The sequence below is a fragment of the Clostridium acetobutylicum ATCC 824 genome, assembly GCF_000008765.1.
GTDB lineage: Bacteria > Bacillota > Clostridia > Clostridiales > Clostridiaceae > Clostridium_S > Clostridium_S acetobutylicum.
Genome location: NC_001988.2, coordinates 178,429 through 192,000, shown reverse-complemented (window position 1 = coordinate 192,000; position 13,572 = coordinate 178,429). Strand labels below are relative to the sequence as shown.

16 protein-coding genes are annotated in these 13,572 nt (G+C 29.1%); 6 read left to right on the top strand and 10 right to left on the bottom strand.

All coding sequences use genetic code 11. The features are described from left to right. The first annotated feature begins 47 nt into the window (after positions 1-47). From CA_RS20100 to CA_RS20085, 4 genes are all read left to right on the top strand, one after another. Positions 48-419, top strand: coding sequence for a MerR family transcriptional regulator (locus CA_RS20100; protein ID WP_010890862.1), 372 nt, complete (start codon positions 48-50; stop codon positions 417-419). 230 nt (positions 420-649) lie between these two features. Continuing rightward, positions 650-1,399 (top strand): ParA family protein, encoded by a 750-nt coding sequence (locus tag CA_RS20095; protein WP_010890861.1) that lies wholly within the window; start codon positions 650-652, stop codon positions 1,397-1,399. A gap of 165 nt (positions 1,400-1,564) precedes the next feature. Continuing rightward, positions 1,565-1,852, top strand: a complete 288-nt coding sequence (locus CA_RS20090; protein WP_014519118.1) for a ribbon-helix-helix domain-containing protein — start codon at positions 1,565-1,567, stop codon at positions 1,850-1,852. A gap of 373 nt (positions 1,853-2,225) precedes the next feature. Further along, a complete protein-coding gene (locus tag CA_RS20085) occupies positions 2,226-3,236 on the top strand; it encodes a replication initiation protein (RefSeq protein WP_010890859.1) in 1,011 nt (336 codons plus the stop codon). A 1,342-nt stretch (positions 3,237-4,578) separates the two neighbouring features. Here CA_RS20085 and CA_RS20080 read toward each other — a convergent pair. The 6 genes from CA_RS20080 to CA_RS20055 form a co-directional block, all read right to left on the bottom strand. After that, on the bottom strand, positions 4,579-4,998 hold the full coding sequence (locus tag CA_RS20080) for a membrane protein (RefSeq protein ID WP_010890858.1): 420 nt from the start codon (positions 4,996-4,998) through the stop codon (positions 4,579-4,581). 15 nt (positions 4,999-5,013) lie between these two features. Continuing rightward, positions 5,014-6,165: a radical SAM protein gene (locus tag CA_RS20075; protein ID WP_242663068.1), complete on the bottom strand. Its 1,152-nt coding sequence runs from the start codon at positions 6,163-6,165 to the stop codon at positions 5,014-5,016. A gap of 251 nt (positions 6,166-6,416) precedes the next feature. Further along, positions 6,417-6,632 (bottom strand): DUF2922 domain-containing protein, encoded by a 216-nt coding sequence (locus tag CA_RS20070; RefSeq protein WP_010890856.1) that lies wholly within the window; start codon positions 6,630-6,632, stop codon positions 6,417-6,419. Between the two features lie 20 nt (positions 6,633-6,652). Further along, positions 6,653-6,871 carry a DUF1659 domain-containing protein gene (locus CA_RS20065; protein ID WP_010890855.1) on the bottom strand — a complete coding sequence of 73 codons (219 nt, stop codon included), beginning with the start codon at positions 6,869-6,871 and terminating at the stop codon, positions 6,653-6,655. 279 nt (positions 6,872-7,150) lie between these two features. Beyond that, entirely contained in the window at positions 7,151-7,366 is a 216-nt protein-coding gene (locus CA_RS20060; protein ID WP_010890854.1) for a DUF2922 domain-containing protein, read from the bottom strand. Between the two features lie 20 nt (positions 7,367-7,386). Next, positions 7,387-7,605 carry a DUF1659 domain-containing protein gene (locus CA_RS20055; RefSeq protein WP_010890853.1) on the bottom strand — a complete coding sequence of 73 codons (219 nt, stop codon included), beginning with the start codon at positions 7,603-7,605 and terminating at the stop codon, positions 7,387-7,389. A 527-nt stretch (positions 7,606-8,132) separates the two neighbouring features. Between CA_RS20055 and CA_RS20050 the strand changes: the two genes are divergently transcribed. Continuing rightward, positions 8,133-10,415 (top strand): carbohydrate-binding protein, encoded by a 2,283-nt coding sequence (locus CA_RS20050; protein WP_010890852.1) that lies wholly within the window; start codon positions 8,133-8,135, stop codon positions 10,413-10,415. Positions 10,416-10,454: 39 nt separating this feature from the next. Here CA_RS20050 and CA_RS20045 read toward each other — a convergent pair whose 3' ends face one another. Then, positions 10,455-11,009, bottom strand: a complete 555-nt coding sequence (locus CA_RS20045) for a sigma-70 family RNA polymerase sigma factor (RefSeq protein WP_010890851.1) — start codon at positions 11,007-11,009, stop codon at positions 10,455-10,457. 15 nt (positions 11,010-11,024) lie between these two features. Continuing rightward, positions 11,025-11,186 carry a YvrJ family protein gene (locus CA_RS20040; RefSeq protein WP_010890850.1) on the bottom strand — a complete coding sequence of 54 codons (162 nt, stop codon included), beginning with the start codon at positions 11,184-11,186 and terminating at the stop codon, positions 11,025-11,027. 232 nt (positions 11,187-11,418) lie between these two features. On the opposite strand from CA_RS20040, the gene CA_RS20035 reads away from it, so the two are divergent. Beyond that, positions 11,419-12,153, top strand: a complete 735-nt coding sequence (locus tag CA_RS20035) for an acetoacetate decarboxylase (RefSeq protein ID WP_010890849.1) — start codon at positions 11,419-11,421, stop codon at positions 12,151-12,153. Positions 12,154-12,218: 65 nt separating this feature from the next. On the opposite strand, the gene ctfB is transcribed toward CA_RS20035, so the two are convergent. Continuing rightward, the gene (gene ctfB, locus CA_RS20030) at positions 12,219-12,884 is read right to left on the bottom strand and encodes a butyrate--acetoacetate CoA-transferase subunit B (protein ID WP_010890848.1); all 666 of its coding nucleotides are present in this window, start codon (positions 12,882-12,884) and stop codon (positions 12,219-12,221) included. A 1-nt stretch (position 12,885) separates the two neighbouring features. Beyond that, positions 12,886-13,542, bottom strand: a complete 657-nt coding sequence (gene ctfA, locus CA_RS20025; protein WP_010890847.1) for a butyrate--acetoacetate CoA-transferase subunit A — start codon at positions 13,540-13,542, stop codon at positions 12,886-12,888. Positions 13,543-13,572: the final 30 nt, after the last annotated feature.

Sequence of the window (13,572 nt, the reverse complement as noted above, 5' to 3'; positions counted from 1 at the left end):
GAGTTAGAGTTAACTCTAGGTCAAGCATTATAAAGGAGGTTTTTAAATTGTACTATTCAATAGGCGAATTCTCAAAACTTACTGGTATAAGCATATATACCTTGCGTTATTATGAAAAGGAAAATTTAATTACATCTAAGCGCAAAGAAAATGGCAGGCGATTTTACGATGAAAAAGATTTAAAATGGATAGAATTTATAAAAAGATTAAAAAACACTAACATGCCAATAAAGGAAATTAAGAAATATGCTGTTTTGAGATCCCTTGGAAAAACAACTCTTGAAGAACGGTTTGAAATGCTAATTGCCCATAGAGAAAATCTTAAAAAAGAAATAAATTCGTATATTGAAAATCTTAAAGAATTAGATAATAAGATTGATTACTATAGAGAAGAAATAAATAAAAATATTAATTTATAACCCTAATTCATAATATTAATATATAATACTAATATTTAATATTAAACAAAATATCAATACAAAATGCTAAAATATAGTATTTATATTATAAAAAATATGCTAAAATATAAGAGTAGAGAAACCATGTGAGATATCATCTTATAATAAATAGTATCTTAACTATTAGTACTTTAATATAATTAGGTTAGGTTTTACTTCTCACAGTTTTAATTAAAAAGGTCGGTGATAATGTGACTAATGTAATAAGTATAATCAACGTTAAAGGTGGAGTTGGCAAAACAACTACTGCAATTAATTTGGCCGGTGAAATGGCAAAAAATAAGAAGAAAGTTCTTTTAATAGATAATGATAGTCAGAGTAATATAACTCAAATATTAAATATAAAGAGTGAATTCAACTTATATGATCTTTATACAAATAATAAAGTTGGCTTTGAAGATTGCATAGAATCTCATAATCCATATATATATGTTCTTTCAAATACTATTGATAGTGCTATCTTGGAAAGCATGCTTACAAATAAAATGAATAGAGAAAGTATTCTAAAAAATAAATTTTTAAAATTCAATAATGATTTTGATTTTATTATAATAGATAATTCTCCTTTCTTAGGTATTACAGTTCAAAATAGTCTTGTAATGAGCAATTATTTTATAGAAGTAATAGACAACTCTACAAGTGCTCTACAAGGTTTGAATATGGTAAACAAAGTTGTTGAAGAAATGAATGAAAGTGGTCTTAATCCAAATCTTAATCTTTTAGGAATTTTGAGAAATAGATTTGAAAAGAGGACCGTATTTAATAAACAATTTGATGAAGTTGTACAAGAAGAATTACGTGAAAAATTATTCGATACTATAGTATACAGCAGTGTTAAATATAAAGAAGCTGCAGCATTACATAGAACTATACAGGAATATGATGTTGAACGCAGTAAGGTTTACAAGTCTTTGTACAATGAAATACTAGAAAGACTTTAATTTAGGGTTAATACTTAATATTAATATGTAGTATTAATGTTTTGTATTACTTTTTTGTATTAAGTTATAATATTAAAACTAAAGTTTAACTTAACATTCAATTAGTAATATTATAATAAGTATTGATACATAACTTTAGTATTAGAGATAAGGGTGGTATATAAAGTGAAAAATAATTTTAGGGAAAGCATTAAAAATAATATCAAAAGTGATGTACCTGAAAAAAAAGAGGAGATTAATGATTCTCTGCCAGAGGCTAAAGTAGTCAAAGAAGGCACATTTAAAATATCAAAGAAAAAAGATGAGAAGTCTATAAAGAAAACCTTTAATCTATACATGGACGAGAATTTAGTTAAAGAGCTAGATCAAATATGCAAGAAAACAGGCTACAGCCGAAATGAACTCATAAACAAGATGTGTGATTTTTGCGTGAATAATATAGATTTTGAATAATAAATACTTAAGGGAAGCTAGAGTTTATTTAGCTTCCCTGTTTTAATACCTTTCGGATTTTTCTTTTAAACTATTACTAAATGAATGTTCTAAAAAAACAACATCTGCTCTCTATTGTTGTAATAATAGTAATAACAACAAATTAGTAAAGATAGTAGGGTTGGCTCAAATCAAGATATATCAAGGCTTTCCGGAGTATAAATGTTACCAAATGAATGCGCAATTGTTACTAAATGAATGTGAATAACTTTTAAACTATTACTAAATGAATGCGCAACTGTTACTAAATGAATTGTTACTATTACTTGTATGTAGTAATAGTTATAGTTATAATAGTAATGTGACAATTATATGCTTAAAAGGTGGTAATACTATGAAAAAGAAATTAGTAGCAATGCGTCCTGAAAAGCTTATTGAAGCTAGATACAATTTGACCTCAAAGGAAAATGATATTATAGACATGATATTAAATACTATAAAGGACGATGGTAAACATGTTTATAAAATTGATATTGAGAAATACAAGAATCTCTTTGTTTCAGGCTCGACTAATGTTTATAGAGATATAAAGAAGGCTACAAAGGATCTTTTCACAAAGCACAATAAATTTATAATAAAAGACAAAACTGCAGGCAAGGAATTTTATTTTACTTGGTTTAGTATGCTTAATTACAATGACAAGGATGGATCAATTTATTTCGAAATAGGAGAAACTTTAAAGGCTGCACTTCTGGAAATGAAAAAAAGAATTTATTATGAGCTTCAATACACTCTGAATTTTAGGAGTATATACTCAAAAAGAATTTATTACATGCTTAAATCCTTCTCGGATACCGGATGGAGAATTGATAACATAGATGAACTTCAATACAAATTGAATTGTCCACCAAGCTATAAAAACTATGCCGTATTTAAAAATAAAGTTTTAGTCCAAGCGCAGAAGGAAATAAATGGTAGTGATATATCTTTTGATTTCACCCCAATAAAAACTGGAAAAAAGGTTACAGGCATTAAATTTTTAATAAAAGACAGTAATACTGTTAAGGTCAAAAATGAAGTTGCTGTAACGGGTGCAACACAAAGCGAGAATGATGAGGCAACTAAGGTACAGAAAATATTTAAGAATCACAAGATAACCAATAAAGAGGCTGAGAGTATTCTAAAGGAGAGCGGCGGAGATCTTAAGGTGATAAAGAATTGTTACGAGTATGCTCTTAACAAAAACGTGAAAAACATAGTTGGGTACATAAGAACTCTAGTTAAGGATTTTAAAGAGCCAAAAGCAAATGTTGCAGTTGATAATTTTAATAACTATGAGCAGAGAAAGTATGATTTTGCAAAGATAGAAAGAGGCCTTCTTGGATGGGAAGATGATGAGGATTAAAAACTATTACTAAATGAATGTTCAAATGTTACTAAATGAATGTTTTAATGTTATTTTGTTTTACTTTAAGAGAAAATGTCGTTATATACGGCTTTGAAAAGGAATTTTGCAGAAAAAAATCAAATTAAGATACTTTTAAATGTTACTAAATGAATGTTGTAAAAGTTATTAGCTTAAGATATATAAAACACATATTGCTTTTTATTTTCAATAATCAAATACATATAATACAGATTTTAAGTAGCTTATTAGCCCCATATTCGAGTTTTTTACTACTTTTAGTATCGGGAATACAAAGTCTGATAAAAAATCAATATAGAGGCTTTTAGAGCGGTAAAATTCATTTTGAACAAATCACAACAAATTAAGAAATAAGGTTAAAGGCTTAAACTAGGCTTTTAGAGGGGTTTATGCAGGAGGAATACGGATATATATAATATCTAAATATTAAGTTTTGATTTGCTTTTACAATAAAAACGTTAATGGGGTACACTTTTGGTGTACCCCATTAAATTTCTAAAGGTGCTATTCTAAACGCTTTTATACATGCCTAATATGCTTCAGAGGAGTTTTGGAATAAAATCTTATTTAAGAAAGTTATCTAAGGCTTAAAACTAAGTCATAAAAGCTTTAAAAATCTTAAGGGTAGTTTTTCCTCGACCTATGTACTAAATACTTTATAAGGACGTTTTAAGGGTTTTAAACTTTATTTTAGGATAAGAGGGTCAAAGTAATAACAAGATTATTTTGATAAGCTTATCATAGTGTTAATATATGGGGTTGGGGTTACTATTTAACTTATACGTTAGGGGATAGTATTGATGCATGACCCTAATATGTGATACTAACATCATATGTTAGGGCTATAGCTTAGAATATAAAGAAAAGATAAGTGCTGTAATTGTTTGCTTAAGCAGCTTTGTAAATACTGTGATTTTCAGATAAAACATAAAATTATTATCATAGCTGTTACTTTCTAATATGTAAATGGGATTAGTAATAAGTTTACAATATTATTTTAGGAGATATATAATGTAGGAATACTTCTACATTATATGTTTTTTATAATTAAGAACTATATTAAAGGTTTATATCAATTGTAAGCTCAAAGTCGTATTAAATTTCAATTTTACTAGTTTTAAAGTTCTATTTATATTAGAGTCGAATGCAGAAATATATAAGGAAGGTAGTATAATAAGATTTAATTTACTTCAGGTATATATTCTTTGTATCATTTATCATTAGGGTTTAGTATTACTATATAACCCTAATATTAAATGTTAATACAAAAACATAGCATAAAATAATTAAAGCTATTCATAAATTCATGCAGGATAAATCACTATTTATTAATTAAAATTAATCCCAAAATACAAAAAGGTATACCTAATAAATTAATCATTGAAATATTTTCTTTAAAAAATAAAATTCCTATAGGAACTAATACTAATGTAACTGCAACATTAGAGACTATTGCGCCTAAACTAACATCCCATCCGGCCCTATAAGCAAGGAGAAAGCCTAGCTCTAATAAAATTATAGAAGCACCTAATGCACAACTAGTCCAATTTAGTCCTTTAAAAGAAGCACTAAATCCATTATGTTTTGGATAAAAGATAAAAATTATGATAGAACCTACTAATGCAGTTCCATAAGTTAAGATTAATGATGCAATTGGATTTGTATTATCTGGTATAGATTTTTGAAAAATATGATAAAATACATTTGCGATTATAGTAAGTAAAATTGGTATATAATACATAATCATTCTCCATTCTTAAAGTGATTTATATAGAAAATATTCTAAAGAGTTGCATATTCTTTCCTCTAATGGTATATGTGAAACTGTATTATTTTCTATATATATTTTTTTCTTAAATTCTTCATAACAATCACAACTTAAAGTTAAAATAGAATTGACATCTTTTGTGCTATTATATATATCTATTGCATCATAAAGTTTTTTATTGCACTTATTGCAATTACTTATAAACAAATCTGGTATTGGAAAAAATTCGAAACCTCCTATTCTTAATTCGAAATTTTTCATTAAATTTGTATTATGTAAATTAGCTAATATCTCTTTTATTATCCATCCTTTTGGCGGATCATATAATTTATTAGTATACAATAATTCCACAAGAGTATTTTTCTGAATGCTTATAGGTTCAAGAGAAATTATATCCGTTAATCCTGATAAATCCTTCATAGTTTGTATTACGTCTCGTATGGATTCATCTATAGTCAAAAATAAAAGCTTTACTGTTACATAAGTTAATGTTTTGATATTAGAATAATTCTTTATTAATTTTACCTTTTCTAAGTAATTTTTGAAGTTAAAGCCTTTGTTTATGCAATATTCTCTAACTTTATCATTAGATGTTTCTAAACCAATACCTATTTCTACGATTTTATCATTTAGGATATTACTTATTTGATTTAATACCTCAACATTAATAAATTCAGGTCTACTCTCCAAAACAACTCGCTTTATATCGTTATTTCTCTTTATTACATTTAAAATTCTATAAAGCTCTTCCCTTGGAATTTCATTATCATTTAATATTGAACCAGCATTATATATACAAATCATTGGATACTTTGAAAAATCATACTTATTATACTCAGATAGAAACTGATTATAAAAAGAATTTTTAGGAAGAGTATCTCCCATATTAGTACCAAAGTAATGTCCGCACATAAAACATCCACCCATTTTAGTACAGCTCCACTCGCATCCTGTGCTTCTCAAATAAAAAATAATTCTATCAATTTTTGAACCATTTAAATAACCTTTATTTATTGTAGAATTTGCAACTTTATCAAAACTAAATTCTCTATTTAGGTTTCTTTTTTTTATTTTTAATACTTCATTAAAATGTGTTAAAATCTTATTTTTGTCACTCTTCAATAACTCCAAAATATCCACTCCTTTTCATAAATATTAGTTTTTTTATATAATAATACATTTAAATGTGATTTGCAACTTTATTTAACATTAATGGGCGTATGAGGAAATGCATTCTATATTCGCCTCAAAAAGTACTTTAAATAAAGAAAAACCAGGTGTTATAACCTGGTTTTTTCTTATCTAAGCACATGAAAAGTAATTTTTGAATTACATATTTTTCGTGTATAAAAATAATTATTTTAAGCCATTTCTTAAGCAATATTTTTATACTACTGAAGTAGATTAGTAGTTTTATTTTCAACTAAATCAGCGGAAATAACCTTTTTTAGTGAACCGCCTTGTGAGGTAAAGATAGCTTTTGATATTATATCTGAAGTTAAAAGTTTAACTTGATCTGATGTCACAGCATCGCTGATATTAGGTATGTTTATACTAACATTCTTTCCTGAAGCATTTGAGAACTTTAATTTTAGTGTTTTTGACATAATATGCACCTCCTTTTATTTTAGGCAGTTATAGTAGAGTTGTCTACAGTAGCAATATTAGATATGGTAACAGATAAGAGTTTAGAAATCTCATTTCCTATATAATAGATATTATCTAAAGATGCGGCAGTATCAATATTTTTAAAGTTAATACTTTTGTTTATTTGTTTTCCCTTTGAATTTAAGGTAGCATAGTTTAAAGAAAGTTGTCTTTTATTAATATTTGAGGTTACAGCCATAGAAAAATCATCCTTTCATTTTATAATTTTGTTTTCATTTATCTATTATGTTATTTTAATAAAAAATGTATATTTAATTTTACATACTATACTTTAGTATCAATGCCTAGTATTGGGGTTACATATTAAAAAACATTTAAATATTATAGTGTCGGGTATAGTATGTAAATATAATTATGACTATTAGAATTAATACTTGGTATCAATATTTAGTTTAAAGCATAGGGTTAGGGTTAAATACTAATACTGAAATATCGCAGATATACTACAAGGCTTGTTTTATAAAAGAAAATTAGTAGTTTTAGTTTCAACCAGATTAGCAGAAATAACTTTTTTTAAAGCACCATTTTGTGATGTGAAAACTCCTTTTGAAATTATATCTGAGGTTAAGGTCTTAATTTGATCTGAAGTTACACCATCATTTATGTTAGGTATGTTTATACTAACATTTTTTCCAGCTTCATTTGAAAATTTTATTTTAAGTATTTTTGACATAATTTAGCCTCCTTTAATTTTTAGGCAGTTATAGTAGAGTTGTCTACAGTAGCAATATTAGATACGGTAACAGATAAGAGCTTAGAAATTTCATTTCCTATAAAGTAGAGATTGTCCAAAGATGCGTTGGTATCAACATTTTTAAAGTTGATACTTTTTGTTATTTGTTTTCCTTTTGCATTTAACGCAGGATAGTCTAAAGAAAGTTGTCTTTTGTAAATGGTTGAAGTTGCGGCCATAAAACATCATCCTTTCAATTCTATAATAATTTGGGTTTTAAATAAGTACAGTTATCTATTATGTACTTTTAAGAAAAAGTGTACATTTAATTCTAAACCATTATAAAAATACATGTAGTGGGGTTAATATATAGTATTAGGGTTTGATACTAGTATTGTATATTGGTGTTTAACATAGGTATAAATATTTATATTAAATGACAATATCAAATATTGATATCAAATATTGATATCAAATATTGATATTAAATATGAGACTATAGGGCTAAAAACTTGAAATAATAGAGATAATTTTATGGCTAAGGATATTTTATTAGGTAAGATAGAAGATTAAAAATAATTGCAACAAGTGTGTTGACTATAATGAATAATTTTTGTATAATGATGGAAAATGTAAAGAAATAATTTACATTATATCAATAAAATACAATAAAAGATTAAAAGGAGGTAATTGAATTATGACAAATTTAACTTAATACAAAATATAGTAAGTAAAAATATAATTTTAATTTGGAGATGAGTATATTTTGAGTAAACGTTCTAAATTGTTAAAAAGAAGAATGCTATCACTGTCAGTAATATGTGTTTTAATTGGATATGGACCTGTGTTTAATCCTGTTAGATCACAAGCAAAGGTAATGACATATTCAAGTGAGAATAGAGAACTTCCGGAAAACACCAAAGACGGTGTTATGCTTCATGCTTTTGACTGGTCATTTAATAATATAAAAAAAGAACTTCCTAGTATTGCAGCAGCAGGTTATAAAGCTGTTCAGGTGTCTCCAGTTCAAGGTACAAAAAGCAATAGTACGAATTCTTCTGACTGGTGGCTATTATATCAGCCAACCAATCAAGCTATAGGAAATGCTCAACTTGGGAGTTACGATGATTTCAAATCACTTTGCAGTGAAGCAAAAAACTATGGAATATCTATAGTTGTTGATGTAGTAATGAATCATATGGCCAATAATGGAAACGACGATGAAGTTGCTTCTGAAGTAGATCCAAGTTTTAAAGATCCAAGCTTGTATCATCATAATGGACAGTGCACTGATTGGAATAATAGACAAGATGTAACACAGGAAGGTATAGGTATGCCAGATTTAAATACACAAAGTTCAGCAGTACAGAGTAAGGCGATTACTTTTTTAAATCAGTGTGTAGATGCTGGTGCAACCGGTTTTCGTTTTGATGCTGCTAAGCATATTGAAACAGACTTAGGTTTAGATGCTAATAAATCTTGGTCAGGTAACTATTGGGAAAACGTTTTAGGCAGTTTGCATAATAAATCAAATCTATATATTTATGGTGAGGTACTTCAAGATGGAAAAGTAGATAATATTTCAGCTTATGAAAGTTTTATGAATGTTGAAGCAAGCGCATATGATGGATCTCTTAGAGGTGCAATTAAATCAGGTGATTTAACTAATGCGCAGGGCATGGGGGGACTTGATAGTAATAAGTGTGTGGATATGCTTGAAACACATGATGAGTACGAGCATAATGAAAGTAAAGATTTAACAGACTGGCAAAGAAAAGCAGGTTGGGCAATAGCTGCTTCAAGAGCTGGTTCAGTTCCCTTATTCTTTGATAGACCTACAGGAAATATAGGAAGTGAGGGAGATGCTCTCTGGAAGGATTCTGATGTTGTAGCTGTTAATGAATTTCATAACGCGATGGCAGGTCAAAATGAATATTTAAGGTTACAAAATAACAATAAGGCAATGATTATAGAAAGAGGAAGTAAAGGAGCTGTTATTGTAAATGAAGGCGACAGCTTTAATTTAAACACCCCAACTAATTTAGAGGACGGAAATTATGATAATCATGGTAGTGCAACCGATTCTTTAACTGTTTCTCAGGGGAGAATGACAGGAACAGTACCAGCAAATTCAATCATAGTGATTTACAACAAGAATAGTAACCCAGGCAGCGACAGAGTTACATTAAGTGAGCAAGCTGCAAAAGCAGGAGATAGTGTAACGATAACTTATGATGCGGGAACAACAGCGCTAAAGGATGCTTCAAATGTAAACTTGTACTGGGGTTATGACGGTTTTAGCGCTGCAACAAGTAAGGCAATGACATCACTTGGAGACAATAAGTGGCAGACAACTATAACAGTGCCTAAAGAGGTTACTAAGAATGTTAATTTTTCTTTTACAGATGGGACAAGTTGGGATAATAACAATGGAGCTAATTGGAATATACCATTAGCCAGTAATTACCTTCCACATGCAGGCTATAAAGTTGATTATGACAGCAGCAACCTAGTTTCGGGTAATAATTTTACAATTTACTATAATGGAAACTTAGCGAATTCATCAAACGTATCCTTGCACTGGGGAGTTAACGGATGGAGTAATATGCAAAACTTAGCTATGGTAAAGGATTCAAATGGTTTTTGGGAGGCTACTATAGCGATACCTGCTTCATCAAATACATTGAATTTTTGTTTCACAAATGGAAGCAGTTGGGATAATAATAACAACAATAATTGGACTTTAAATACATGGAGCAGTGTCCCTAAAGTTCAAGTTACTCCAGCGCCAGAGGCATGTAAACAAATATCAGTTTATTACAATGGAAGTTTAGCATCTTCAGCTTCTAATATAACATTACATTGGGGTTGTAATGGATTTACGTCGCCTCAGGATATAAATATGGTAAAACAGGCGGATGGAAGATGGCTTGCAAATATAACTTTACCTTCTGGCTGTTATAATGTTAATATGGCATTTAAAGACCAGTCAGGTACATGGGATAATAATAACAGTAATAACTATAATTTTTCTTCAACAAATAATTAAGTGAAAAATCAATGGCTTGTACAATCTAGTACAGGCCATTTAATTTAACTTTCTCTTTAGTTTCTTTAAAGCACTGTTTTTTCGTCTAAGACATGTTCTATAATTTATGCCTGATTTTTTAGAATACTCAATAGAAGAGTATCCTAAAAAGTAAATATGGTCTATAATATCTTGTTCTTTCTTGTCTAAACTGGTTAAGGCATTTTTGATAGATAAGTTCTTAAAATGATTCGTTTTATCTATAAGAATATCTTGAAAAGTGCAGTTTTGGTCAGTTACTTTTGCGTTAAGGCTTAATTCAGACTGGAATTTTGCTTGATTTCTTATTTTATAATATATGTTATTTTTAATGGAACTTATGGTGTAAGCAGTGAAGTTATATTTTTTTATGTCACATTTTTTGATTGATAACAGAATTGAAAAGTTACATTCCTCGTATATATCGCTTTTGTCGAAGTTTCTTATATATATGTTTTTAGTGAAACTTTTTATAAATGGGCCAAAATAGTTAAATATTTTATTTAAAGAGGCATTATCACCAGAGCGTGATTTAAGAACCAAAATATTTAGGTTTTCGTTAGATAAAGGCTTCATTAAAAAACCTCCAATTTATTTATTTTTTGTATTGGAATTGTTTATAGTGTTTGTGAGATTATTTATGGAGCTTGTAAGGGCTTCCATTTTACCTTCTATTCTAACTAAAAGGTATATTGATACAGCTATGGGAAAGCCAACATTGCCTATAAGAGACACTATATCGCCTGAATTCATAAAAACACCTCCACATAAGTTTATATAAATCTATTATGCAGAATTTTTAGGAAGTGTACTTTTATTTTCGAAAGCTAGTAGAAAAAATTAATATATGGTGTAAAAATTTACTTAAAAAAACAATATGTGTTATAATGTAAATATAAATAAATAGGACTAGAGGCGATTTATAATGTGAAGATAAAGTATGTTAGAAAAGCTAAACATTATTAAATTTAGGAAGGTGACTTTTATGTTAAAGGATGAAGTAATTAAACAAATTAGCACGCCATTAACTTCGCCTGCATTTCCTAGAGGACCCTATAAATTTCATAATCGTGAGTATTTTAACATTGTATATCGTACAGATATGGATGCACTTCGTAAAGTTGTGCCAGAGCCTTTAGAAATTGATGAGCCCTTAGTCAGGTTTGAAATTATGGCAATGCATGATACGAGTGGACTTGGTTGTTATACAGAAAGCGGACAGGCTATTCCCGTAAGCTTTAATGGAGTTAAGGGAGATTATCTTCATATGATGTATTTAGATAATGAGCCTGCAATTGCAGTAGGAAGGGAATTAAGTGCATATCCTAAAAAGCTCGGGTATCCAAAGCTTTTTGTGGATTCAGATACTTTAGTAGGAACTTTAGACTATGGAAAACTTAGAGTTGCGACAGCTACAATGGGGTACAAACATAAAGCCTTAGATGCTAATGAAGCAAAGGATCAAATTTGTCGCCCTAATTATATGTTGAAAATAATACCCAATTATGATGGAAGCCCTAGAATATGTGAGCTTATAAATGCGAAAATCACAGATGTTACCGTACATGAAGCTTGGACAGGACCAACTCGACTGCAGTTATTTGATCACGCTATGGCGCCACTTAATGATTTGCCAGTAAAAGAGATTGTTTCTAGCTCTCACATTCTTGCAGATATAATATTGCCTAGAGCTGAAGTTATATATGATTATCTTAAGTAATAAAAATAAGAGTTACCTTAAATGGTAACTCTTATTTTTTTAATATTGTTTCATAGTATTTCTTTCTAAACAGCCATGGGTCTAAGTTCATTGGATATGAGTAAATCTGCAGCAGTTAAAGACCTTATTTCATCAATGGTTGTGTTTTTATTAATTTCAGTGAGAAGTAAACCATCATTAATAACCTCAATTACTCCAAGTTCTGTTACAATTAGATTTGCTTGAGACTTTGCCGTGAGGGGAAGTGTACATTTTTTTAAAATTTTAGGTTGACCTTTATTTGTATGTCTCATTGCAATTATTACTTTCTTAGCTCCATTTACTAAATCCATAGCTCCACCCATACCAGAGAGCATTTTTCCAGGAACAATCCAATTGGCTATATTACCCTTTTCATCTACCTGGAGAGCCCCTAAAACAGTAACATCTACGTGACCACCACGGATTAGTGAAAACGAAACTGAGCTATCGAAAAATGTGCCGTCAGGAAGTACTGTTGTATAGTCTCCTCCTGCATTTACTACATCTTTATCTGCCTCATTTATTTTAGGACTAGCGCCCATTCCAACTATTCCGTTTTCTGATTGGAAAGTAATTTTGAAATTTTTTGGTATATAATCTGCAACCATGGTAGGAAGACCTACACCTAAGTTTACAAGTTGACCATTTTTTAATTCTCTTGCAACTCTTTTGGCTATTATTTCTTTCGCTAGGTTTTTATCATTAATCATTTTATGCAGGCTCCTTTACTATATAATTTATAAGAACTCCGGGGGTCATTGCTTTTTCCTTTTCTAGTTTTTCACAGCTAACTAAATTTTCAGCTTCAACTATTACGGTTTTAGCTGCCATTGCCATATAGGGATTAAAGTTTTTAGTAGTACCTTTATAGAAGGTGTTTCCGGCCTCATCTACAATACTACCTTTAATTAATGCTACATCGGCTGTAAGAGGTAGCTCTAACAAATATTCCGTTCCATTTATAGATATTTTTTTCTTTCCTTTTTCAATCAAAGTTCCTAAACCTGTTTTAGTTAGTACACCACCTAAGCCAGATCCGCCTGCACGTATTCTTTCCACTAGAGTTCCTTGGGGAGAGAGCTCTACTTCAAGTTCATTATTAAAAAGTTTTTTGCCAGTATCTGGGTTGCTGCCTATATATGAAGCAATAAGCTTTTTTACTTGATTATTTGATATTAACTTACCAATACCTGTATTAGGATAACATGTATCATTACTTATAATCGTTAAATTCTTTATATTTAAATTAACTAAAAAATCAATTAATTTGGTTGGAGTGCCACAGTTTAAAAAACCTCCAATCATAATTGTCATCCCATCTTTAAAGAATGACCTTAAATTTTCAAATCTAATTATTTTAGAGTTCATTTTAATCCCTCCTTTTAAATTCTTTATTAA